Origin of the sequence: Schaalia cardiffensis (assembly GCF_016405145.1) — a bacterium.
In the GTDB taxonomy this organism is placed as follows: Bacteria; Actinomycetota; Actinomycetes; order Actinomycetales; family Actinomycetaceae; genus Pauljensenia; species Pauljensenia cardiffensis.
On record NZ_JAEKIA010000002.1, the window covers coordinates 100221 to 124520 of the forward strand.

19 protein-coding genes and 1 tRNA gene are annotated in these 24300 nt (G+C 62.2%); 14 read left to right on the plus strand and 6 right to left on the minus strand.

The window, feature by feature from the left end; translation table 11 throughout:
• Positions 1-157 precede the first annotated feature (157 nt).
• The 8 genes from JFX23_RS01705 (at position 158) to JFX23_RS01740 (ending at position 10748) form a co-directional block, all read left to right on the plus strand.
• Complete coding sequence (locus JFX23_RS01705) at positions 158-1069, plus strand: SGNH/GDSL hydrolase family protein (RefSeq protein ID WP_198775447.1); 912 nt, start codon at positions 158-160, stop codon at positions 1067-1069.
• Positions 1066-1683: an aminoacyl-tRNA hydrolase gene (pth, locus tag JFX23_RS01710; RefSeq protein WP_198775448.1), complete on the plus strand. Its 618-nt coding sequence runs from the start codon at positions 1066-1068 to the stop codon at positions 1681-1683. The genes JFX23_RS01705 and pth overlap by 4 nt, the downstream gene beginning before the upstream one ends.
• A complete protein-coding gene (gene mfd / locus JFX23_RS01715) occupies positions 1680-5270 on the plus strand; it encodes a transcription-repair coupling factor (protein WP_198775449.1) in 3591 nt (1196 codons plus the stop codon). Before pth ends, mfd begins: the two co-directional genes overlap by 4 nt.
• Before the next feature lie 277 nt (positions 5271-5547).
• Positions 5548-6135: a cytochrome P450 family protein gene (locus JFX23_RS01720; protein WP_198775450.1), complete on the plus strand. Its 588-nt coding sequence runs from the start codon at positions 5548-5550 to the stop codon at positions 6133-6135.
• Between the two features lie 259 nt (positions 6136-6394).
• Positions 6395-7675 carry a phosphopyruvate hydratase gene (gene eno, locus JFX23_RS01725; protein ID WP_040313517.1) on the plus strand — a complete coding sequence of 427 codons (1281 nt, stop codon included), beginning with the start codon at positions 6395-6397 and terminating at the stop codon, positions 7673-7675.
• A gap of 143 nt (positions 7676-7818) precedes the next feature.
• A complete protein-coding gene (locus tag JFX23_RS01730) occupies positions 7819-8868 on the plus strand; it encodes an FtsB family cell division protein (protein WP_198775451.1) in 1050 nt (349 codons plus the stop codon).
• Positions 8865-9380, plus strand: a complete 516-nt coding sequence (locus tag JFX23_RS01735) for a DUF501 domain-containing protein (protein WP_198775452.1) — start codon at positions 8865-8867, stop codon at positions 9378-9380. The genes JFX23_RS01730 and JFX23_RS01735 overlap by 4 nt, the downstream gene beginning before the upstream one ends.
• A gap of 399 nt (positions 9381-9779) precedes the next feature.
• Positions 9780-10748 carry a Ppx/GppA phosphatase family protein gene (locus tag JFX23_RS01740; RefSeq protein WP_198775453.1) on the plus strand — a complete coding sequence of 323 codons (969 nt, stop codon included), beginning with the start codon at positions 9780-9782 and terminating at the stop codon, positions 10746-10748.
• Positions 10749-10901: 153 nt separating this feature from the next.
• Here JFX23_RS01740 and JFX23_RS01745 read toward each other — a convergent pair.
• A tRNA-Leu gene (locus tag JFX23_RS01745) sits at positions 10902-10975 on the minus strand.
• Positions 10976-11105: 130 nt separating this feature from the next.
• On the opposite strand from JFX23_RS01745, the gene nhaA reads away from it, so the two are divergent.
• The 3 genes from nhaA to JFX23_RS01760 all read left to right on the plus strand — a co-directional run bounded on the left by nhaA (position 11106) and on the right by JFX23_RS01760 (position 14260).
• The gene (gene nhaA / locus JFX23_RS01750; RefSeq protein ID WP_198775454.1) at positions 11106-12323 is read left to right on the plus strand and encodes a Na+/H+ antiporter NhaA; all 1218 of its coding nucleotides are present in this window, start codon (positions 11106-11108) and stop codon (positions 12321-12323) included.
• Positions 12324-12858: 535 nt separating this feature from the next.
• Positions 12859-13818 (plus strand): Bax inhibitor-1/YccA family protein, encoded by a 960-nt coding sequence (locus tag JFX23_RS01755; RefSeq protein WP_198775455.1) that lies wholly within the window; start codon positions 12859-12861, stop codon positions 13816-13818.
• Positions 13819-13864: 46 nt separating this feature from the next.
• Positions 13865-14260, plus strand: a complete 396-nt coding sequence (locus JFX23_RS01760; RefSeq protein ID WP_198775456.1) for an FKBP-type peptidyl-prolyl cis-trans isomerase — start codon at positions 13865-13867, stop codon at positions 14258-14260.
• A 470-nt stretch (positions 14261-14730) separates the two neighbouring features.
• Here JFX23_RS01760 and msrA read toward each other — a convergent pair whose 3' ends face one another.
• A complete protein-coding gene (gene msrA / locus JFX23_RS01765; protein ID WP_198775457.1) occupies positions 14731-15339 on the minus strand; it encodes a peptide-methionine (S)-S-oxide reductase MsrA in 609 nt (202 codons plus the stop codon).
• 527 nt (positions 15340-15866) lie between these two features.
• Here msrA and JFX23_RS01770 point away from each other — a divergent pair.
• Positions 15867-17288, plus strand: a complete 1422-nt coding sequence (locus JFX23_RS01770; RefSeq protein WP_198775458.1) for an AI-2E family transporter — start codon at positions 15867-15869, stop codon at positions 17286-17288.
• A 1105-nt stretch (positions 17289-18393) separates the two neighbouring features.
• On the opposite strand, the gene greA is transcribed toward JFX23_RS01770, so the two are convergent.
• Both greA and trhA read right to left on the minus strand, forming a co-directional pair.
• Complete coding sequence (gene greA / locus JFX23_RS01775; RefSeq protein WP_005962103.1) at positions 18394-18873, minus strand: transcription elongation factor GreA; 480 nt, start codon at positions 18871-18873, stop codon at positions 18394-18396.
• Between the two features lie 165 nt (positions 18874-19038).
• Entirely contained in the window at positions 19039-19719 is a 681-nt protein-coding gene (trhA, locus tag JFX23_RS01780) for a PAQR family membrane homeostasis protein TrhA (RefSeq protein ID WP_198775459.1), read from the minus strand.
• Positions 19720-19989: 270 nt separating this feature from the next.
• Between trhA and JFX23_RS01785 the strand changes: the two genes are divergently transcribed.
• Entirely contained in the window at positions 19990-20748 is a 759-nt protein-coding gene (locus tag JFX23_RS01785) for an isoprenyl transferase (protein WP_005962101.1), read from the plus strand.
• A gap of 349 nt (positions 20749-21097) precedes the next feature.
• Positions 21098-22213, plus strand: coding sequence for an IS1249 family transposase (locus JFX23_RS01790; protein ID WP_198775460.1), 1116 nt, complete (start codon positions 21098-21100; stop codon positions 22211-22213).
• A 511-nt stretch (positions 22214-22724) separates the two neighbouring features.
• Here JFX23_RS01790 and JFX23_RS01795 read toward each other — a convergent pair.
• On the minus strand, positions 22725-23660 hold the full coding sequence (locus tag JFX23_RS01795) for a carbohydrate kinase family protein (RefSeq protein ID WP_198775461.1): 936 nt from the start codon (positions 23658-23660) through the stop codon (positions 22725-22727).
• A 44-nt stretch (positions 23661-23704) separates the two neighbouring features.
• Positions 23705-23980 carry an exodeoxyribonuclease VII small subunit gene (locus JFX23_RS01800; RefSeq protein WP_198775462.1) on the minus strand — a complete coding sequence of 92 codons (276 nt, stop codon included), beginning with the start codon at positions 23978-23980 and terminating at the stop codon, positions 23705-23707.
• Positions 23981-24300 lie beyond the last annotated feature (320 nt).

Consider the following 24300-nt stretch of genomic DNA (forward strand, 5'->3'; position numbering starts at 1 on the left):
CGCGAGAGTGTCCCGCCTGCCGGTCTGTTGTGCGCGAAAAACCTGTCACGGTGTGAACTCAAGGTATGCGGGCTCCGTCCGCTCCAAAGGGATTCCAGCGCTTCGAAGCTGCGCAGCGGGGAGCCTGAAGGACTTGTGAGACCAGAGAGGAGACATCATGGGAGTCAAGCGTTCCATCGGATATGGACTCGCCGGTTCGAGCATCCTCGGCGTGGGAGTCGCCGCGAAGCGCCTCTTCGCACTCGACCGTCAGCGCGGCGCCTACCGTCGAGCCTGGGAGAGCCACTCCCTCGCGACCCTCAAATGGCTGAGCGACCTCGACGGGCAAGAAGGCAATACTGGCGCCCAGGAAGACAAAGACCAAAAGAACGCGGAAGCGAAGAACGAAGAGAACACACATGCCCAGCGCCCCTTCGTGTACGTCGCCCTCGGAGATTCCTCCGTCCAAGGAATCGGCGCTTCAAGCGTGGAAGAAAGCTACCCGGCGCGTCTTGCCTCCGCCATAGAAACGGCGAAGGGCCAAAAAGTCGCCCTCATCAACATCTCCCTATCGGGGGCCACCACCGAATCAGTGGAAATGGGACAGATCCCGCTCATGCGAGGCCTCGGGCTCCTCGATCCCGGAAACGAACCCGACCTCGTGACCCTGACGATCGGCGGCAATGACGTCATGGTCCCCCAGATCACGCCCAGCGCCTACAGCCTCGCCATCGCCAGAATCCTCGACGCCCTCAAAGGACGGGTCCTCGTCTCCACAATCCCCTCATTCGCGCCGATGAGCCAAGACGCGCGAGCCCAGGACATGTCCGAACTGCTCGCCGAAGAAGCACGAGCCCACGGCGCGGGCCTCGTAGACATCAGAGCACTCTCCCAATCCTGGCCGTTGGCGAGCTACGCCTTCCACTACCACGCGGCCGACATGTTCCACCCGAACACGCAGGCCTACGCCGCATGGGCACAAGAGTTCTACAACGTCTTGGCGAAGGACGCGGGACTGCGCCCCCTCGATGTGGCAAGCGCCCCTCAATGGGGCATCGGCTCGCACAGGATGGCAGAATCAGAAGCATGACCCCCACCTCTCCATGGCTCGTCGTCGGCCTCGGCAACCCCGGCGCCGAATACGCCTCGACCCGCCACAACGTCGGCCACCTCAGTGTTGACGTCCTCCAACGCCGATGCGGCGAAACGTGGAGCGGACACCGAACGGGAACCCATATCGTCCAGGAGCGCCTCGGGATCCTGCCAGGGGGAGCGCCCGGCCCGAAGGTCATCCTCGCGAAATCCGATTCGTACATGAACACTTCGGGAGGGCCGATCGGCCGGCTCATGAGGTTCTTCGACGTGCCCGCCGAACGCCTCCTCGTCATCCACGACGACCTCGACCTCCCCCCTCACGAGCTGCGACTCAAATTCGGCGGCGGCGAGGGCGGACACAATGGGCTCAAATCCATCTCCCAGGTCCTCGGCACGAAGAACTATCACCGCCTGCGCATCGGCATCGGCAGGCCACCGGGCCGCATGGAGGTCGTCGACTTCGTTCTTTCAACGATCCCCTCGAAAGAACGGCCCGAATGGGAGGTCACCTTCGAAGAGACAGCCGACCTCGTCGAATCCATCGTCACCTGCGGCTTTGCGCACACCCAGCAGGAACTCCACTCGAAGAATGCGAGCACTCGCGCGTGAAACTCACCGGCCTTGCCCCACTCATCGGAACCGACGAGGCCCTCGACCGTGCGACGGGCTCTCTCGCCTCAAAACGGAACGCCACCCTGGTCGCCCCCCTCGGAGTCCGCCCGCCCGCACTCGCCGCCCTCGCACAGGCAAGTAGTGATCTTCCCCTCGTTGTCCTCACAGCGACGGGGCGCGAGGCCGAACGCCTGACTGCGGCCCTGCGTTCCTGGAGCGACGCAGTCGAGATGCTGCCCGCGTGGGAAACCCTTCCGCACGAGCGACTCTCACCGCAGGTCGACACCATGGCCCGACGCATCGCGGTCCTGCGCCGACTCGCTCACCCCGTCGAAGGCGATCCGCATGCGGGGCCGCTTGGCATCCTCGTCATCCCGATCCGAGCCTTCCTCCAGCCCGTCATCCGAGGGCTCGCCGAACGTGAACCCGTGCGCGTCCACGTCGGCGACCGAGTCGACCTGCCTGACCTCGCCCGTCGACTCGGCGAACTGGGCTACCAGCGCGTCGACATGGTCGAGGGCCGTGGGCAACTCTCGATCCGAGGCGGGATCCTTGATGTTTTCCCACCCCAAGAGGCCCACCCCGTCAGGGTTGAACTCTGGGATGACGAGGTCGATGAGATTCGCGCTTTCTCCGTCCAAGACCAGCGCACCCTGGGCGCCCTCGATGATGGCCTGTGGGCCACAGCATGCCGGGAACTGCTCTTGACGAGGGCGGTACGCGCCCGCGCCCGTGAACTCACCGCTGAACTGCCCGGTGCCGCTGAGATGCTCGCCCTCGCTTCCGAGGGCATCCCCGCTCCCGGGATCGAGTCCCTCGCACCAGTTTTGAGCTCTGGAATGGAGCGCCTCCTCGATCTTCTCCCCGCAGGCTCACCGATCATCTGCTCCGACCCCGAGCGCGTGCGCGCCCGGGCTGCGGACCTTCTCGCCACCACCGAAGAGTTCCTCGCCGCAGCATGGTCCGTGGCCGCCGAAGGCGCCCAGACCCCCCTCGAAGCCTCACAGGCATCTTTCCTCAACTTCGACGAACTCTGGGCATCCGATTCGCGCCCCTGGTGGGAACTCAGCGCACTGCCGCCCGCTGAACTCGCTGAAGCGCTGGGCGAAAGCGAAGAGGACGAGTCCGGTGCCCAAAAGGACACGAGAGCGCTGGTCGTCTCCTCCTCACTCATGGCTATGGGAGCGCGTGAGGTGCGCCCCTACCGGGGGGACTTCGCCGCCGCCTGCACAGATCTCGGCGGACTCGCGAAAGATGGGTGGACCATCGTCGTCACGACCGAGGGCCCAGGACCGGCGCGCCGTATCCGCACGATCCTCTCCGAAGCCGAAGTGCCGGCGACCCTCGTCGATGACATCCTCGATGCCCCCCAGCCCGGCGCGGTCGTTGTCACCACCGCGCAAGCCGGATCCGGTTTCGTCGCCCCCGAACTCAAACTCGCGATCCTCAGCGAATCTGACCTCACGGGCCGAGTCGGGGCCTCCACTCGCGACATGCGTCGGATGCCTTCGCGCCGCAAGAAGGGCGTCGACCCCCTCTCGCTCACACCGGGCGACTACATTGTTCACGATCAGCACGGTATCGGGCGTTTCATTGAACTCGTATCGCGCACGACCGGACGCGGTGAAGCTGCGGTGAGGCGCGACTACCTCGTCCTCGAATACGCTCCTTCGAAGCGGGGCCAGCCGGGCGACCGTCTCTACGTGCCCAGCGACTGCCTCGATCAGATCTCGAAATACACCGGCTCTGACCAGCCGAGCCTGACGAAAATGGGCGGCGCCGACTGGGCGAAGACCAAAGCAAAAGCGAAGAAGGCTGTCAACGAGATCGCGAAAGAACTTATCCGCCTCTACGCCGCCCGCCAGGCGACGAAGGGCCACGCCTTCGCGCCCGACACCCCCTGGCAGCGTGAATTCGAAGACGCCTTCCCCTATGTGGAAACCCCCGATCAGCTCGTCACGATCGACGAGGTGAAGGCCGATATGGAAAAGCCGATCCCGATGGATCGTCTCCTCACCGGCGATGTCGGCTACGGCAAGACCGAAATCGCCGTGCGCGCAGCCTTCAAAGCGATCCAGGACGGCAAACAGGCGGCGGTCCTCGTGCCGACAACCCTGCTCGTCCAGCAGCACATTGAGACCTTCACTGAACGCTATGCGGGCTTCCCCGTGACCATTGCGGCGCTCTCACGCTTCTCAACACCGAAAGAGGCCGAGGAAGTCAAAGCAGGGCTCGCCTCAGGCACAATCGATCTCGTGATCGGCACGCATTCGCTGCTCACCGGCGCAATCTCGTTTAAAGCTCTCGGCCTCGTCATCATTGATGAGGAGCAGCGCTTCGGCGTCGAACACAAGGAAACCCTCAAAGCGATCCGCACGGATGTTGATGTGCTGTCCATGTCGGCAACCCCGATCCCGAGGACTTTAGAAATGGCGGTCTCCGGGATCCGTGAAATGTCGATCCTCCAAACTCCCCCGGAAGAGCGCCAACCGGTCCTCACTTTCGTTGGCGCCTACACGGACGCCCAGGTGAGCGCGGCGATCCGCAGGGAGCTCCTGCGCGACGGCCAAGTCTTCTTCGTCCACAATCGCGTCGACTCGATCGCCTCGGTCGCCGCCCATATTCAAGAACTCGTGCCCGAGGCGAGGGTGCGCGTCGCACACGGCAAGCTCTCCGAGCATCAGCTTGAAGAGGTGATCGTCGACTTTTGGAACCACGAGTTCGACGTGCTCGTGTGCACGACGATCGTTGAAACGGGCCTCGACATTTCGAACGCGAACACTTTGATCGTGGACCGCGCCGACGTGTTCGGCCTGTCCCAGTTGCACCAGTTACGAGGACGAGTTGGGCGCGGGCGCGAACGCGCTTACGCCTACTTCTTCTACCCGGCGGATAAGACCCTCACAGAGACCGCGCATGAGCGCCTCAAGACGATCGCCGCGAACACTGACCTGGGGGCGGGCCTGGCGGTCGCACAAAAGGACCTTGAGATCCGAGGGGCCGGGAACCTTCTGGGGGGAGCCCAGTCCGGTCACGTCGAAGGAGTTGGCTTCGACTTGTATGTCCGCATGGTTGCCGACGCGGTCGCCGCCTACCGGGGGCAGGCTCGAGAGGAGAAGACCGATCTTCGCCTCGATATTGCCGTCGACGCCCATATTCCTGAGGAGTATGTGCCCGGAGAGCGCTTGCGTCTTGAGGTCTACGCGAAGATCGCGGCGATCACCTCTCCTGAGCAGGAGGTGGATGTTCGCGAGGAACTCATCGACCGTTATGGCCCTCTGCCTCGCGAGGTTGAGCTCCTTTTCCTCATTTCGCGTCTGCGCCGCCTTGTGCGTTCCACTGGGATTGAGGAGATTGTCACGCAGGGCAAGTACGTGCGTGTCGGGCCCGTGGAGTTGCGTGATTCTCAGGTTTTGCGTCTCAAACGCCTCCATCCGGGTTCGGTCATCAAAGCTGCGGTTCGTCAGGTGCTCGTGCCTCTTCCTTTGACGCAGAGGATCGGGGGGACTCCCCTCGTTGATGAGGCGCTCCTTCAGTGGGTCGAGACCCTCGTGACGAAGGTTTTGACGCCCTTCTCATCCTGAGCCGTGACTTCTGAGCCCTCCTTTGTTTCTGTGTCTTCTTGGAGGCGCCCTCGTCTTCTCCTCGCAGTTCTGCTTGTGAAGAGGGCCCTCGCTCTTCGAAGCGGCGAAAAATGCGTGAAAAGCATCGAGGACTCAGCGAAGGCAGAGCCTGAGGAGGGCAAAAGGCGCGAGCCGAAATCGAATACGCAACGTGCGCGGAGTGAGGAAAAGTGTGTGAGGCGACTCGGGGCTTAGACTGGAGCGCGTCCCTATCGGGCAGCCGTGAGGAAGGACTGAGGTGTTCACTGTGAAGAAAGCGGCCGTTATCGCCGCATCATTCGTCGTCGCTCTTGGGCTCGGAGCCTGCTCCGCTCACCCGGGAAGTGCTTTCGTCCTGAACGGCGTCTCCTACTCGGAGTCAGATCTTGCCGCGGCCTCCGCCCAATACAACGCCATGACTGGAGGTACTCTCACTTCCTCCTCCTTGGTGCCGACCCTTGTGAACGTGGAAACGATCGACGCTGCCGCTCAGATGATCGGTATTACGGTCAGTGACCAGGAAGTCGATCTCTACTTCGCTTCCCTGGTGGAACAGGGCAGGATTCAGGCGCCCGAAGAGGGTGAACTCACTCCGGTCATGCGCGAGATTATTCGCTCTACGCTGGTCCAACAGCTGCTTGGTCAGCTCAATGAGCCGCAGCGCGAAGCGATGACAGAAGCGTACGCGCAGCTCAAGGAGACGATGGAGCTTGAGGTGAATCCTCGCTACGCCTCCATGGATGCCGAAGGACAGACCCTCACTCCGCTCTTCGGTGATGTTGTCCAGGCCACCACGTCGACACACAACCTCCTCAACGGCGGAGGAGCCCCGCGACCGCAGAACTGAGTTCTGCATTCGCAGCTGCATACGCCGACAGCGCGCTATATCTGCCGGAAACACTTCGTGCCCCGCACGTGGGACGTGTGATTCTTCCCTCCTCGCGGAAAGTGTGACCTAGGGACCATTGTCGCGCCCGGGCCCCGTCCTCGTCGTCAATGAGGCGAAGCCTCGATACTGATTTGAAAAAGCAGTAGGCCAAGGCGGGTGTGACGTACTACCGTTAGCACTGGACATCGTCCACGAAATTGATCGATTGGAGAATGACGTGGCAAGGATTGAGGCAATTGGAGCTCGCGAGATCCTCGACTCGCGCGGTAACCCCACCGTTGAGGTTGAGGTCATGCTCGAAGATGGCACCCTTTCGCGTGCTTCTGTGCCCTCCGGCGCTTCCACCGGCGCCTTCGAGGCCGTCGAACGCCGTGATGGTGACAAGGGCCGTTACCTCGGCAAGGGCGTTCAGGACGCCGTCGATGCCGTGACCGATGTGATCGCCCCCGAACTCATTGACGAGGACGCCTCCGACCAGCGTCACATCGACGAAGCGATGCTCGACCTGGACGGCACCGACAACAAGGGGCGCCTCGGCGCGAACGCCATCCTGGGCGTCTCCCTCGCCGTCGCACGCGCCGCAGCTGACTCTGCGGGCCTCCCGCTCTACCACTACCTCGGCGGCCCGAACGCTCACGTTCTGCCCGTCCCGATGATGAACATCCTCAACGGCGGTTCCCACGCGGACACCAACGTTGACATTCAGGAGTTCATGATCGCCCCCATCGGCGCCCCCACCTTCCGTGAGGCCCTCCGCTGGGGCGCTGAGGTCTACCACACCCTCAAGTCCGTCATCAAGGGCCGTGGCCTGTCCACCGGTCTTGGCGACGAGGGCGGCTTCGCCCCCAACCTCGACTCCAACGCCGCCGCTCTTGACCTCATCATTGAGGCCATCGAGAAGGCTGGCTTCAAGCCTGGCCGCGATATCGGCCTGGCGCTCGACGTCGCTTCGAGCGAGTTCTTCAAGGACGGCCTCTACCAGTTCGAGGGCGAAGGCCGCTCGACCGACTACATGGTCTCCTACTACGAGAAGCTCATCTCCGACTACCCGCTCGTCTCCATCGAAGATCCGCTCTCCGAGGACGAATGGGATGCCTGGAAGGCTCTCACCGCTGAGATCGGCAACCGCGTCCAGCTCGTCGGCGACGACCTCTTCGTCACCAACCCGGCGCGCCTGCGCAAGGGCATCGAGCTTGGTGCCGCGAACGCGCTCCTCGTCAAGGTCAACCAGATCGGCTCTCTGACCGAGACTCTCGACGCTGTCGAGGAAGCACACCGCAACGGCTACCGTTCGATGACCTCGCACCGCTCCGGCGAGACCGAGGACACCACGATCGCCGACCTCGCGGTTGCAACCAACTCCGGCCAGATCAAGACCGGCGCCCCGGCCCGTTCCGAGCGCGTCGCCAAGTACAACCAGCTCCTGCGCATCGAAGAAGAGCTCGGCGATTCCGCCGTGTACGCGGGCGCCTCCTCCTTCCCTCGCGCCTCCTTCTGAGACGCGAGGGCGTGAGCCTGAGTCCCGTCTGATCTTCTGATCGACGCGTGCCCCGGACCGTGTGGTCCGGGGCACGCGTGTTTCATCGGGGTCATCGGTACGTCGAAGAGACGCAGGAGCGCGCTTAAGGCACCATTGGACGCATGGCTTCTTCCCCGCGTGAGGGGCGCCCCCATGCGCCCAGACGACCGAACCGTACCAGCGGTGCCGGGCGTTCTCACGCGGGCGCCCAGGAGAAGGACTCATCTGCGAGCGGATCTGCCGGGCAAGGGCGAGGCGCCGCAGATTCAGGGCAGGCCCAGAAGACCACGGGTGTGTCGTCGACGGGGAAACGCGGCCTTTTACAGGCCTTTCGCGGGAAGAAACCGGCAGGACGCGGCGGGGCTGCGGACGGACACGAGACTCGGATGAAAGAACGCGAGGCCTCGAAGAACGCGAGTGCATCTTCGACGAGGAAACGCGTCACCCCGCAGCCTTCTCGTGGCGTAAAACGGGAAACGAATACCCCGATCACACCGGAAAAATCCGATCCGAAAGAACGACTCGAACGCGCCCGCGCCCTGCGCGAACGACGAAACGCGCCCTCCTCGAGGGAAAGGCCTCTCAACGGCCCCCGTCCCGTGAGACAAAGCGGGAAGGGACGCTCACAGAAGAAGGAAAAGGCTCCGCGTCGTCAGCACTTCCTCTCTAAGGGCGAGTCTTTCGAACTCGGCGGTCAAAGGTTTTCTGTCCGTTGGCTCTCCTTCATCCTCCTCCTTGGGGTTGTCATGGTGCTCCTCGTGCCGAAGCTGTACGTGTGGATGAAACAGGAGGAAGAACTGCGCGCCATCACCATCCAGGTACAGCTCGCACAACAGCGCAACGCTCAGATGCAGGAGAAGCTGGAACTGTGGAACGACCCTGAGTTCATTGCCTCTCAGGCGCGCGAAAGGCTCGGATACGTTAAGCCGGGGGAGACCCAGTACACGGTCGTGGATCCGGGTGAGGGATACCAGGACCTGGCGCAGGTCGCGGCCGCCCCAGTGGAAGGGCCTGCACGCCCGTGGCTCCAGGTTGTCGCCATCCTCATGGAGGAAGCCGACCATGCGAAGATAGACGAGGACGGGCACTCGGATCCCGCCGCTCAATCCGGGGCGGCAGACTCGTCCGAAACGGACTCGAATGCCGAGAACACCCAGGAGGACGCGCAGTGACCACCAACCCCACAGACCCGAACATCGCGACCCCTGCCGATCTTGAAGTGCTTCGTGAGCAGCTCGACCGAGTCCCCAGAGGAGTTGTTGGCATTGCCGCACGCTGCGTGTGCGGTCGGCCCCTCGTCGTGAAGACCGCCCCCCGTCTTGAGGACGGAACGCCCTTCCCGACGACCTTCTACTTGACCTGTCCTCCGATCGTGAAGGGGTGCTCGGTTCTGGAGGCCGAGCACATCATGGAGAGCTTCAATGAGCTCCTCACGAATGATGAGGATATTGCGGCCGCCTACGCTCGGGCACACCGCGACTATATTGCTCGGCGCGATGAGCTCGGTGAGGTCGAGGAGATCGCGGGTGTTTCCGCTGGGGGCATGCCGACTCGCGTGAAGTGCTTGCACGCCCTCGTCGGGCACGCCCTCGCAGCAGGCCCCGGGGTGAACCCGATCGGCGACCTCGCCCTGGAGATGCTGGCCGAGCGCGGACTGTGGAGCAGGGAACGTTGCTCTTGCTGAGCGGAGTTCTTGCTGAACGCGGACTGTTGAAAAGTGAGCGCTGTTCTTGGCGCGCAATGGTCTTGCGGCGCTAGCAGCCTGGTCTCGCAACGACACTCGGCTCATGGTTTTCCTGAGGGGCGCATCTGGAGTGCGGGTTCTCAATACGTTCCGCCTCAGCACTGGTCCTACGAGCCCCTGCTTCCACTGAGCGCGAGTTCAGGGCCTTGCTGTCTCAGGGCAGCATTTCACAGCGCAGACTCACAGCCTTGAATGCTGTTCTACCTGCGTGTTTGGCATGAACGCGCCGCTTGAATCGCACGCCATCCAGGGGTGCGACACCGCCCTCGACAATTCCCACAAGGTCTGATCGGGCAGCACCCATAGGGCAAGATCTGGCATCTGTGGGAGAATCTTCCAGTGACTCGAGTAGCTGCCATTGACTGCGGAACCAACTCCGTCCGACTCCTCGTCGCCGACGCGGAGCGCAAAGAGGATGGTTCCATCTACCTCAAAGACCTCACCCGCCAGATGCGCATCGTCCGCCTAGGACAAGGCGTTGACAAAACCGGCAGGCTCGACCCGGCGGCCATCGACCGCACGATCGACGCGATCGTCGAATACGAGCGCATGATCTCCAGACTCGGTGCGACAGCGACGCGTTTCGTCGCAACCTCGGCCTCGCGAGACGCAGAGAACCGCGATGACTTCGTTGCCGCAGTCCGCGAAGTGTTGAACATTGAACCAGAGGTTGTTGAGGGAACCGAAGAAGCCTCTCTGTCCTTTACCGGCGCAGTCTCTGGCCTCGGAGCCGGTGCCACCGCCCCGATGCTCGTCGTCGACATCGGCGGAGGTTCCACGGAACTCGTCCTCGGGGACAGTGAGGTGCGCCAGGCGATCTCCATTGACATGGGTGCCGTGCGGGTGACGGAGAAGTTCTTCGCGCACTGCTCGCCCGAGGCAGGCATTCCTCTTGAAGATCAGGAGCGTGCGATCGCCTGGATCGACGAACAACTCGACGCAGCAGAGAAGGTCGTCGACATTGACCGGGTACGTACCCTCATCGGCGTTGCCGGAACGATCACGACCCTGACCGCGCAGGGCCTGGGATTGACCGCCTACCAGCCTGAGCTCATCCACGGCGCGCGCCTGAGCCTCGAAGAGACGGAGAAGGCGATCCGCTTCATGGTTGATCAGCCCATCGCTGTGAAGGCCGCACTGGGCTTCATGCCCGAGGGACGCCAAGACGTGATCGCGGGCGGCGCGCTCATTTGGAGCAGAATCGTCACACGAGTCCTTGAAAGAGCGGCTGCGCGGGGCACTGTCATCTCGACAATCATCACCTCCGAGCACGACATCCTCGACGGCATCGCCATGTCGCTCGCCTGACAGCTGCTCTTCACTGCTCCTTCGCTTCCGCCCTCGTCAATCGACGAGGGCGGAGTGCTTGAGTGGGGGAGGGGAGAGAAAAAGGGGCTTGCTCGGGAGAGCGGGCCCTGCTCAGAGCCGAGGTGAAACAGGGACACGAAAGAAAACACACGGTACCCCCAGTCGGACTCGAACCGACAACACGCCGATTTTAAGTCGGCTGCCTCTGCCAATTGGGCTATGGGGGCGGGCGCGCAAAAGACACCAGACACCATGGTAACGGGCTCCGATAGGATTGGCGGACCTCAACCGACGGAAGGACCCCGCCCCATGAGCCCCGCGAAGACCCACGGGACCCCACGGCCGCATCACCGCCCCATGAGAACCCCCCTCGTTCGCATGCGAGACGCGGTCCTCGAGTTCCTGGGAGACGAGACGAAAGCCGGGCTGCTCGTCATCATCATCGCCCTCTTGGCTCTGATCATCTCGAACTCGCCCCTAGCCGACGCCTACTCGCAGCTGTCACACGCGCACTTCGGGCCCTCCGCACTCGGCCTCAACCTCAGCGTGCACGAGTGGGCCGCTGATGGTCTGCTCACGATCTTCTTCTTCGTCGTCGGTCTCGAACTGAAAACCGAGTTCGTCACCGGAGCGCTGCGCGACATGAAAGAAGCGGCACTGCCGATGCTCGCCGCCGCATTCGGAATGCTCGGCCCCGCCCTCGTCTATGCGGCCTTCCAAGCGGCCACGGGTTCAGGGGCGTGGAGCGGATGGGCCGTCCCCACAGCGACCGATATTGCTTTCGCCGTTGCGATCCTCTCGATCTTCGGCAAGGGCATGCCACCGGCCGCGCGTACCTTCCTCCTCACTCTCGCCGTCGTCGATGACTTGCTCGCGATCCTCGTCATCGCTTTCTTCTTCTCCTCGGGCCTCAACTTCATTGCCCTCTTTGCGTCTTTCGCCTTCATTGGGCTCTTCGGACTCCTCACCTCGGAGGGCATGCGTCGCCCTTGGATCCTCATCCCGATCGGAGTCATCGCCTGGGCGTGCATGCTCAACTCCGGCGTGCACGCCACAATCGCGGGAGTCCTCCTCGGCCTGATCGTCCCGGCGACGCGCACGAGAAAAGGGCAGATGACCCACGAGTTCGCCCATACGGTGGGTCCCTGGTCGGCGGGCCTGGCTCTGCCGGTCTTCGCCTTCTTCGCCGCAGGAGTCTCAGTCCTAGGAGCCGAGGGAGGCCTTTTCGGCGCGCTCGGTGATCCTGTCACCCTCGGTATTGCACTCGCCCTGCCCCTGGGGAAGTTCCTCGGAATCTGGGGATCGGTGTGGGCTTTGACGAAGTGGACGCGGCTGCGCCTCGCCCACGGCGTCGACTTGTCCGATGTTGCGGCGATGGCTCTTCTCGCGGGGATCGGTTTCACGGTCGCCATGCTCATCGGCGGCCTAGCTTTCACTGACGAGCTCCTGATCGCGCACGCCCGTCTCGGCGTCATCATCGGGACTTTCGCCTCCGCGATCCTCGGTGCGATCGCCTTGAAGATGCGCATCTCCGTTCACGTTCGAGGTGACGCCGCGAAACGCAAGAAGCGCTGAGCGTCGGCCGCGGTGCGTGTATTGGCGAGCCTGCTCTGCTTGGCTTGACGCGCCTGCCGGGCTTTGCGTGCTGCGACTGCTCTGCTTGCCTCGGTGTGCCTGCTCTGCTCGGACTGAATCGGCAGCTCGGACAGGCTTGGCAGCTCTGTTTGGCTCGGCGTCGAGGGCCCGTTCTACCGTGCTTGGCGCGTTGAACTGGGTACGACCGCTCTGTTTGGCATGACTGCTCTGCCGTGCTTGGCGCGCCGATTGGGGCCGAGCGTGTGCTTGCCAATGTGCCCCGCGTGTCCCGGCCATTGGTATCGACCTCGTATCTGGCATGACACCACCCATTCAGAGTCTCGCCCCGCGCCTCGGGAAACTCATTGAACCGAGCAAAGAGTCGAGCCCATGTGGAAAAGCAAACGGCCTACCCCTGGGGAGGCGATGTGTTCCTTCTCAATTCCTCTTCGCTCAGAGCGTGGAAGTTCAGCGCGAAGATGAACATCTGGCGTGGGAGAATCAAAGAGGCTACAACTTCAACTCAGGAGGCCGCATGTCTAACCCTGTTTTCGACAAGCTCGAAACTCAGTGGGCACAGCAGTCCCGCACCCCCGCGGGCTATCCGAGCATGCCGGGCTACCAGCCCGGCGCGTATCCGAACGCTGGGGGCGCTCAGTGGACGCCCGGCACAGCCCAGGGAACGCAGCAGACGGCGGGCGCAACCCCCTATGGCGCACCCTACGGCCAGCCCAACGCGCAGGCTCCCCAGTACCCGGGCGGGCCCCTCGAAGAGGCCTACCGCGCTCCGGCCGCCGACGCGGTTGACCGCGGCGTCATGACTTACGACGACGTCATCATGAAGATGGCGATCTCCATGGGAGTGCTTTTCGCCAGCGCCTTCGTTTCGTGGAGCGTCTCGGCGGTTGATACCTCTCTTGGCGCGATGCTGAGCCTCGTCGGATTCATCGGCGGCTTTATCCTGGCGATGGTGAACACCTTCTCGAAGAAGATCCGCCCTGCTCTGGTCCTTACCTATGCAGGCTTCGAGGGCCTCGCCCTCGGCGCGGTCAGCCAGGTCTTCGAACTCATCTACCCGGGCATTGTCGTTCAAGCCCTCATCGCGACCGCCGCTGTTTTCGGTGTCACACTCGCCCTCTTCGCGTCCGGCAAGGTCCGGAACTCTTCGAAGCTCATGCGTTTCACGCTGATCGCACTTGTGAGCATCCTCGTCTACCGTCTCCTCTCGATGGTGCTCACCCTCACCGGTGTGCTCTCCTCGGGTGGTTTCGACTCCATCACCATCATGGGCATCCCGCTTGGTATTGCCGTCGGTCTGATCGCGGTCTTCGTCGGCGCAAGCTGCCTCATCCAGGACTTCGATCAGGCGAAGATCGGCGTGGAGCGCGGCGTTCCGGCGAAATACGCGTGGGCCTGCGCCTTCGGCATCCTCGTGACCGTCGTGTGGATGTACCTCGAGATCCTCAGGCTCATCGCCCGCTTCCGCAACAACTGAGCAGGACCTTTCTCTCGCCTCATTCGTTTCAAGCCAAGGACCACCCATGGAGAACATCACCGTTACCGGCGACTTCGGTCGCAAGCCCTCCCTCACCTTCGAGAACATCCCTTCCGAAGAGCTCCTCGTCGAGGTCCTCAACGAGGGCGACGGTCAGGTCGTCGAAGCGGGCGACACAATCCACTGCCATTACCTCGGACAGATCTTCAACGGAGGAGTCTTCGACAACTCTTACGATCGCGGCCAAGCCCTGTCCTTCCAGATCGGAGTGGGCATGGTGATCCGAGGCTGGGATGATGGTCTTGTCGGCCAGCGCGTCGGCTCGCGAGTCCTCCTCTCGATCCCGCCGGAGTACGGTTACGGCGCTCGCGGAGTGCCGCAGGCGGGTATTGGCGGTACGGACACTCTTGTGTTCGTCACCGACATCCTCGGTGTTGCCTGAGAAGCACAGCGCTCATGACGAGGGCGATCCCTGCGGGGTCGCCCTCGTTCTTTGTCGCTGGCGCGCTCGTCCTCGTTCTTTGTCGCTTGTCGGCTGGATGCTCGTCGTTTGTTGCTGGTTTGGCGGGCGCTCGTCATCTGTTGGTGGTCCACAGAGATTTCCTTGCTTGCCGGTAGCACACCGGTTTTGCTAGGAGCGCGCCGGGCTTGCAGCTAGAGCATTGGCCTTGCTGGGAGCACACCGGGTTTGCTGCTAGGACACCGAGTTTGCCGGTAGGGCACCGACGCTCGTCTTCCGCTCAGCCTTCACGGCATGCTCGGCTCTCGGCGGTGCGCTGGAGCGGATATTCACGGTGATCCTTTGGCAAGTCCGAGGGGCATCAGAAAATGACGCTGCCGGGGAAGCGACCTTCGAAGATACGAGCGCGGCTAGCTGGCCATGCTTGGTCGATGTGGGTCTTCAGGCTCGTCTCACACGATCGGACAGGGCACCCCGGTTCGCGCATGGCACTCGTAACCATTCGGATTCTTGAAGAGATATTTCTGGTGGTAGTCCTCCGCATACCAGAATGGGCCCGCATCCTGAACCGAGGCGATCTGAGTGGCAATCGCACAAAAGCCACGGGAAGCGAGTTCCTCCTGGTAGGCATCGCGAGCCCGCAGCGCGGTGTCGAGCTGTTCGGGCGTTGTCGTCCAGATTGCGCTTCGGTATTGAGTGCCGATGTCATTGCCTTGGCGGTTCACCTGGGTCGGATCATGAATCTCGAAGAAACGGGAAATGATCTCGGCAGCGCAGGTTGTTTCCACGGAATACACCACTCGAAGGGTCTCAGCATGTCCCGTCGTGTTCGTGCACACGAGTTCGTAGGAGGGGTTCTCGAGCTCGCCGCCCATATAGCCAGTCGCCGTCGCGACAACACCAGGAGCGCTCCAGAAGGACTTGTCGACGCCCCAGAAACATCCGGCGGCTAGGTAGATGACTTCTTCTCCCTCGCCGGGTTCCTTATCGATTGGCGCGTTGAGTGCGGCCGGGGTGGAGAGGAAGGAAAAAGAGCCATTCGTTCGGAACTTCGCGTTCATGCGCTCATCGAAGCATCTGCGCCCGGCCTCGTCGACTCGAAAAGCTTGGGATCGCCGAGGGCGTAGACGCTACTTCGGCGAAAAGGGGGAAAGGGAAAGCCTCTCCTGCGCCTCCCGAAGGTGGCCGAGGCCGGACAAAAACGGCGAATCGCCCCGGTCCTCTTCTACCAGCACGTCCCGAGCGAAGGGAGCCGACGCCGCACAAACAGGAGATAGGGAGGGCGCGAGGTCCGGGGGGAACGGGTGAAGAGGGAAAGCGCGAGGCCGGGGCAACGGCGGATATCTGGGGTCAGAGCACCATCATCGCCGACGCACGCCGTATGAGCGTCGGAAACGGCGGACACGAGGGGAAAGCCCTGACGCGTATTCGCAAGGGGAAACAGGGCGGAGCTGAGAATCGCAGAAAGAGAGGAAGGCGGCAGGCTGCGAAAGATTCTTCTGGTAGAGATGCTCGCCTGGGCTAGGGCGCGAGATGCACACGGGCTCGGGTAGCCTGGTTTTCAGTTTGAAAGGGGAAGGAAAACCGCATGAGTGACGATAGTTCTCGCGCGTTGAGGAGCATCTCCGAGTTCTTTGAGAGGTTCGCGGGACCGCGCCTGAGCCGCGCCAGCGACTTCGACACAGAGCCGATGGAGTTTCGCAGAGGCGACCCGCTGGACGGGCGCCGCGATGCGGCCGATGCGGTCCCCTGGGCGATGAAAGTTGCGGCGGCCCTGTCCTGGCGGGCGATCGTCATTGCGGTCGCGGCAGCTGGGATCGTGTGGGGGGCCATGCACCTCTCGATCATCATCATGCCGGTCGCGATCGCTCTGCTCCTCGCGGTCCTTCTTGAACCTCTCGTCGGATGGTTCACCCGTCGGCTGAATTTCCCCCGGACCCTGTCGGCGGTCCTGGGCCTCCTCGTCATGCTCGCGGTCGTCGTTGCCTCCCTCTCGCAGGCCGGTTCTGAGATTTTCCGTCAGCTCCCGCGCCTGTTCACCAAGGCGAACGACGGTATTTCCGAGCTTATGCGCTGGCTCGGAGAAGGGCCTCTCAAGCTTGATACGACGATGATTAACCAGGGCATTGAGAAGGTCCAAGGTGAGTTGGCGAACTGGGCGCAGGCGAACTCCTCCTTCCTCGCCTCCTCCGCGCTATCGGTCACCTCCTCGCTCTTCTCGGTCCTCTCCAGCGTCCTCATCATGCTCTTCTGCCTGTTCTTCTTCTTGAAAGAAGGACGGACAATCTGGTTGTGGGTCGTTCGCCTCTTCCCGGCCCCGGCACGCCAGCCGCTGCACGAGTCCGCGATCCGCGGTTGGGTGACTCTCGGTTCTTACGTCCGCACTCAGATCCAAGTGGCGGCGATCGACGCGATCGGCATCGGCCTGGGAGCGTTCTTCCTTGGGCTGCCGATGGTCCTTCCGATTGTTGTCGTCGTGTTCTTCGCGTCCTTCGTGCCGATCGTCGGAGCCCTCGTGTCTGGTGCGATCGCGGTCCTCGTGGCGCTTGTAGACCAGGGGCTCACGGCGGGCGTCATCATGCTGGTCGTGATCTTCGTAGTCCAACAGGTCGAGTCGAACCTCTTGCAGCCTCTCCTCATGTCCCACGCGGTTTCTCTGCATCCCGTTGCGGTCCTGCTCGTCGTCGCGGCTTCTGGCTCGGTGGCAGGTATTCCTGGGGCGATTTTCGGTGTCCCAATTGCCGCCTTCCTCAACGCGACCTTCTTGTACCTGCATGGGTATGACTCGATGCCCGCTCTCGCGAATGACCCGAAGCGGCCTGGAGGACCACCGGGAATGCTCGAGGACATGGTCGCAGCCTCTTACGCCTCGAAGACGAAAGTCGATCCCCGCGAAGGTGCTAGTGCCGTCGACTCCAAGGACGAGGACGAGAACGCGCAAGACTGCTCAGAAGATGCACCCAGCGTCGAGCCGGAATCCGGAGCCAAGGATGAGGCTCACGAAGAGTGAAAGACGTTGAGAGGGGCAGTGAAGACCCTCTGGGCGATGACAGACCCTTAGTGGTATGAAAGGCCCTCTGGGGGTGAGAAGGATTTCAGCGGGCGCTACGAGGCGCACAGCGGGCTCGCTCACCCCTTTGCGGGACAAGCGGGATGGAACCGATGTGAGAGCGACTGAGTCCAAGAGAGCATGGTGAATCCAAGAGGAACCTGGGGGAAGTCGAGATGAATCAGGGGTGAAGCCGAGGGGAACGCGGGGGAACCCGAGGGGAACGCGGGGGAACGCGGCTGAGCCCAAAGGGAACGCGGGGAACCCGAGGGGAAGGCGGGGGTGACGACCAATTGGGCTGCGCCACGACGAACAGGGCTGCGCCACCTCCAGCTGGAATGATCCAGGGATTCTCGTACCTGTCTCAAGACGGGGAAGGACGGACATCCCCAGCTGAGTGGGCGTATCGGAGTGTTCTTGTTGGTGATAGAGCGGCGGTGGGAACAGGTCCGTGGTCCTGACGGAGCGCCGGTGGGAACAGGTCCGTGGTCCTGATCGTGCGCCGATGGGAATAACTTCGTGGTGCCAGTAGTCTGCCGATGGGAACAGCGTCGTGGCCCCGGAGCCTACAGACAGGAACAACGCCCCAGTGGGGGATGGATTCTCGACAATGGGCAGGAGGCCGGGATCAAGGTGGATCCCGGCCTCCTGCCTCAGTCCAATGAAGACGAATGCCGTGCGCGAGCTGAGCTTGGCCTGGAGTAGTCGAATACCAGAGGCCCCTGAGTAAGGGGAGCATGATCACTCGACTGTGAACAGTGCCGATGATCCAAGAGAAAACTCCGCCCAGCCGAGACCCTGCGCACCCTCAACCGAGGCGATGTCCGCTCTCAGTCGAGAGGCGACGTACGCAATGAAGCGCGCCTGCCCCCGCAATGAAGCGCGGAGCTTATTCAATTCAGCCGAGGCTGTGCCCTTCTTCATGAAGACCGTGCACCTTCAATGAAACGCGGGGTCTGTCCAGATCAGCCGAGACTGTGCCCATTCAGCGAAACATGATCTTGCTCACCCGAGGCTGTGTCCTTCTTCATGAAGACCGCGCCCGCTCGGTGACGAACACTCTTGCTCAGCCGACGAAGGGCTTCGCTTCGATGATCTCGACCTCGATCACGCGACCATTCGGCGCCTCGTAGGAGAGCTTGTCTCCCGGGCGGTGACCAATGACAGCCGCGCCCAGCGGGGCCTGCGTGGAGAAAACCTGCACACCGAGGTCACCACCGGCGTCACGGGAGCCCAGCAGGAAGGTCTGCTCGCGTCCCGCAACAGTCGCGGTCACGACCATTCCGGGCTCGACGACGCCGTCATCCGCAGGGGTTTCGCCGACCTCGGCATGCTCAAGCATCTCCTGCAGGGTTTGAATGCGGGTTTCATTCATGGACTGCTCGTTGCGGGCGGCATGGTAGCCGCCGTTCTCACGAAGGTCTCCTTCTTGACGAGCTGCGTCAATGAGCTTCGCGATCTCAGGACGCTTGACCTCAATGCGCTCTCTCAGTTCCTCCTTCAGAAGGTCGTACTGAGCCTGGGTCAGCCACTGGGTATCAGCCATGAGTACCTCCAAGATAAAAAGGGACCGGCACCGCAGGGGCGCCGGCGTTTCGCTGGTGACAGTGTAGCAAGCAGGCGTCAAGCGGGCATGCGCCCCGCCCTCGTCCTGAATAACATACGCGCGCCCTCGTCCTGAGTAAGTCCGGCGAAACGAAGAACGGAAAGATCAGGCGAGGACTGCGAGATAAACGGCGACGCACTGGCACGCCCACGCGGCGACCGTGAAAGCGTGGAAGATCTCGTGGAAACCGAACCATTTGGGGGAGGGATTGGGCCTCTTCATACCGTAGACGAGCGCTCCGAGCGTATACAGGAGTCCGCCGACGACGATCAAGATGATGACCGCGGCACCGCCTGCCGTCCAAAGCTGAGGCAGATACGCCACAGCGGTCCAGCCGAGGACCACATAAATGAGGGTGGAGAGCCACCGGGGAGCGCTGGGCCAGAAGAGATTGACAAGAATGCCCGCAGCCGCGCCGGTCCAGACCGTTGAAAGGAGCACGATCTGGTCGTGGCTGTTGAGGAGGGCGACCGTGAGGGGCGTATAAGTTCCAGCGATGAGCAGGAAGATGTTCGAGTGATCGAGCCTCCTCCAGACGACCTCCCAGTTCGGCTTCCAGTAGAAACGGTGATACAGGGCGGAGATTCCGAAGAGGAGGAGAGACGCGGCGAGATAAACCGCAGAAGCCCACTTTTCCGGTGTTGTCGGCGCGAGAACGACGAGGACGATCGATGCTGCCAGGGAAAGCGGTGCCGCAACAAGGTGGAGCCAACCACGAAGGTGGGGCTTGATCGCGACGAGCTGGTTGGGGAACCAGGACATCGGCTTGAGTGAAGCGACTCTCATTGGCCCTCCTGATCGAACAAAACGTAACTTACGTTCCCGTAGGTTACTACACCGTAAGTTTGTGGCGCGAGGTCTTATCTGAGAGCAAAACACTCGCAAGACAGTGTCACTGCTCACCTCTGAAGGTAGTCGAGCGAGGAGGAACGCCCTCGACTCAACACTGGTTTGCCTGATCAGGAGGGCAAAATAACGCTAGGCTTTCCAGGCATAGCAGAAGATCGCCTGACTATTGCAGCCCCACAAGGGAAGCCGAATTAAAGGAGGCGCCCAATGTCCGTGTGGAGTCTCGCCTACGACCTCTACGAGAAGCGCCTGCGCGGAGAACTTGCGAAGGGTTCCATCCCCCGCCACATCGGAGTCATCCTCGACGGGAACCGGCGTTGGGCAAAATCAATCGGAGTTCAAGCCTCACAGGGCCACCGTGCCGGCGCCGATAAAATCTCAGAGTTCCTCGGTTGGGCGGATGAAGTCGGAGTCGAGATCGTCACCCTCTGGATGCTCTCGACCGATAACCTTTCGCGTTCTTCCGAAGAACTGGATGAACTCCTCGGGATCATTGCCGACGCCGTTGACCACCTCGCCGCGCAGAAATGGTGCCTCGCCGTCGTCGGCGACCTCGACCTCCTGCCTGAGGCAATCGCTGAACGCATCCGATCGGCCGTCGCTTCAACTTCCAGCCGAAACACAATGAGGGTGAATATCGCCGTCGGTTATGGAGGACGGCACGAGATCACCGAAGCGGTCCGTCAGATTATTTCCGACGCCGCCGCGAAAGGGATCAGCCTCGAAGAACTTGCGAACACCCTCACCGACGCAGACATTACCGATCACCTGTACACGAAGGACCAACCTGACCCTGACCTCGTCATCCGAACCTCAGGAGAGCAGCGTCTCTCGGGCTTCATGATCTGGCAGTCCGTGCACTCGGAGTTCTACTTCTGCGAGGCCTACTGGCCTGATTTCCGTCGCGTTGATTTTCTGCGTGCAATGCGTTCCTACGGTCAGCGCGAACGCCGCCTCGGACGCTGAGGATTCCCTGCCGAGCCCAGAGGGTGTCTTAATCGAGAGAGCGTCCTTATCGAGAGTGCGTCTTAATCGAGCGGGTGTCCTTGCTGCGATCCTTGTCCTTCATAGTGGAAGCATGGCGGAAGCTCTTCTTCGGCTTGTGCTGGGAGCCCTTTGGCTTGTGTTGGGGGTTAAAGGACAAAACGTGTTGGTTTGATGGGGACTTTTCGGCTGTGTGGTGTCAGAAAGTCTGGGTTGAAGTTGGTTGGGGTCAACTTCAAGGGTGGACAAAACGTGTTGGTTTGATGGGGACTTTTCGGCTGTGTGGTGCGGGAAAGTTGGTGTTGAAGTTGGGTGTTTCATCGTGTGAGGGGTGAATACCCCGAAGTGCCCGGTGTGCGGGCGTGTGATGATTCGGTATGGGCGTTGGGCTTTTGGTGCTCAACGGTGGCGATGCTCGGTCTGCAAGGTCAGTCACGTGAGGCGAATTGATGCGACGGCGAAGCACTTGTCGGAGTTTCTCGCGTGGCTGCTCAGTGGTTGGCGTCAGGCGGACATGCCTGGTGGTGGGAGGTCCTTTCGGCGCAGGTGTCAACGGTTGTGGGAAGTGTGGCCCTTGGCGCCGCTCATCGATGAGGTTCATGAGGTCGTGTTCGTCGACGGGATTCACTTGGGCCGTAAAGCGGTCGTGTTGATCGCCTGCAGTGAGGAGCACGTGCTGGGCTGGTACGTGGCGCGCAGTGAGAACTCTCGGGCGTGGGCGGCTCTCATGGACAGGATCGCGCCCCCGGAGCTGGTGGTCACCGATGGGGGCAGCGGGTTCGAGAAGGCCTGCAAGAACGTCTGGCCGCAGACGCGGGTACAGTGGTGCACCTTCCATGTGTTCGGGCAGATCACGCGGGCGACGACGACCCGCCCGAAGCTTCCCGCGTCCAAGGAGCTGTACGCCCTGGGCAAGCGGCTCATTCGTATCTGCGATCTGGCGCAAGCTGAGGCATGGGTGAGCGAGTATCAGGCATGGTGCGTGCGCTGGGAGGCGTTCCTCGCCGAGAAAACTCCCACGCCTGGCGGTGGGTGGGAGTACACGCACGCCCGCCTCGTCAAGGCCCGTAACGGCTTGAACCGGCTTGCTAGTCAAGGTGTGCTCTTCACTTTCGTGGACCCAACCTGGGGGCGGGTGATGCCAGCGATGAACAACCGGATCGAGGGGGCCACGAACGCGCCTTTGCGTCAGGTGCTGCGCGATCACCGGGGCATGCGATTGAGCCGACGGATCAAGGCGGTCTTTTGGTGGTGCTACATGCACACCGAGCATCCCTTGTCAGCGGCTCAGATCCTCAAAACCATGCCAACCGACACCCAGATCGAAGCGGCATGGCACCACTGCTCACACGAACACGCCGCCAACGGTGTCATCCCCCGATGGGGCGACGCCATCGCATGGCACGACCTCCACCACACCACCCCCTACACCAACACCTGGGACTAACCCCGACCAACACATTTTGTCCTATAACCCTGTGTTGGGTTCCCCTCGGCTTGTCATAGGAGCTCTTTCTCGCCTCTTGTTGTTCCCTTGTGGGGGGCGGGTTCGCTGTTGGTTCCTGAGCGGAGGGGCATTCGGGTTCGCTGTTGGTTCCTGAGCGGAGGGGCATTCGGGTTCGCTGTTGGTTCCTGAGCGGAGGGGCATTCGGGTTCGCCGTTGGTGCCTGTGTGGAGGGTTTGGCGGTGTGTGGAGGGGTTATAGCCCCTCCACTTGTCGTTATCGCCTCCACTCAGGCAAGGGCAGACCGTCAACCCCTCCCTTCAGGCGAGGGCAGACCATTATTGCCTCCACAAAGGCAGGGGCAGACCGTCAACCCCTCCACAAAGGCACGGGCACTGCAGGCTCCCGGCTCAGCCACGGGAGCACTGATCAGTCGAACTTGCGGCCCAAGCGAACTTGCAGCTCACTCGAGCTCGCGGCCGACTTGAGCTTGCAGCCCAACCGAACTTGCAGCTCAGTCAAGCTCATCGGCCCACGGCGGGTTCGCGCCCGCTCGCGAAACCGTCACATCCGACACCTTAGAAGCATGATCGAGAATCGTCTTCACCGCGTCCAGGCCGATGTTTTCGAGCGCACCGCGCCCCTCGGCACCTGCGAGCCCCAGGCCCCACATCGCGTCGAGGATCCCACCCATGAAGGAATCTCCAGCGCCGACCGTGTCGACGACCTTTACCTCGCCAGGCGTCGCCTCGTAGCGGATTCCCGAAGCAGAAACGGCCAGACCGCCCTTCTTGCCACGGGTCACGATGATGAGACGCGGGCCCATGCTGAGCCACTTCTCAATCACACTCTCAAGTTCGGCGCCGCCGGTCAGCCACGCGATGTCTTCATCCGACACCTTGATGACATCGGAAACAGTGACGAAGCGTTCGACGAGCTTCAGGGCGTTGTCTGGATCGCCCATGACTGTCGGGCGCGCGTTCGGGTCGAAAGTGATGAGGGCATGAGGGCGTGCGTCCTTCACAGCCTCGAATACAGCGCTCGCCCCGGGCTCAACGGCAGCGGAAATCGATCCCGCATGAACGATCAGAGCCTTTTCAGACACCGGGATCGGTGGTGTCGGGTTCCAATCGAAATCGAAAGTGTAAGTCGCCGCGCCCTTGTCGTCGATCATGGCCGTTGCGGTCGTCGTGCGCTGGGCGCCGTGTGACTCAGGAGTGATGACGACCCGTGAAGCGGTGAAGTGCTCTTCGATGAGGCGACCACGTTCGTCGTCGGCAAACCATGTTGACAGGACAGCGGGACGTCCGAGTCGGCCAAGAGTCATCGCGACATTGGCGGGGGAGCCACCCGGGATCTCACGGGCATCCTCGGGATGGGAGATAGGAGTGACGATGTCGATGAGAGCCTCGCCGATGGCAAGGATATGGGGCTCAGTCGCGAGGTCCATGGGAGTCCTTCCTCGGGCGACGCGCCGATGCGTCGCGATGGACTTCAGTCTAGTTGGCCCGAATCGGAAGCGGGGGCATCTACGCGAGAAAGGGGCACGTCCGCGTGAGAAGTCGGAGCCTCTGCACGAGAAAGACGTGCCGAAGCTGCGTCAAGGATCGCGCGGCACCTGTCGGCGAGGGCCTCGCCCCGTTCCCACAAGGCGAGGGTGTCCTCGAGTGGGGCCTGTCCCGATTCGAGGGATCGGACGATCCCGATGAGCTCATCGCGGGCTTGCTCATAGCCCAGGGTCTGGACCTCGGGGAGTTCGTTCTCGGGCATGTCAGTTCTCCTGGATGCTTGGGGCGATAGGGGACGAGGACGAGGGTGTCCCCGCTACTTCGGTCGCGGCGGGTTGCTCGCCGGTTTCAGGCTTTCCGGCTGTATCGGGCTGCTTTGTGGTTGCAGTTTTTTCGGTCGTATCGGGCTGCTCTGTGTTTTCAGGCTGTTCTTTCATTTCGTAACCTTGGGCCACAGTGGAGTGGTTTTCAGACAATTCGACGCTTTCAGCCTGCGCAGCGAGAACAGTCTGTTCGGCAGAGCTGGGTGGCTCAGTGGCCTCAGCCTCCTTGGCGGTCTTGACCGCGTCGGCTTCACCGGCC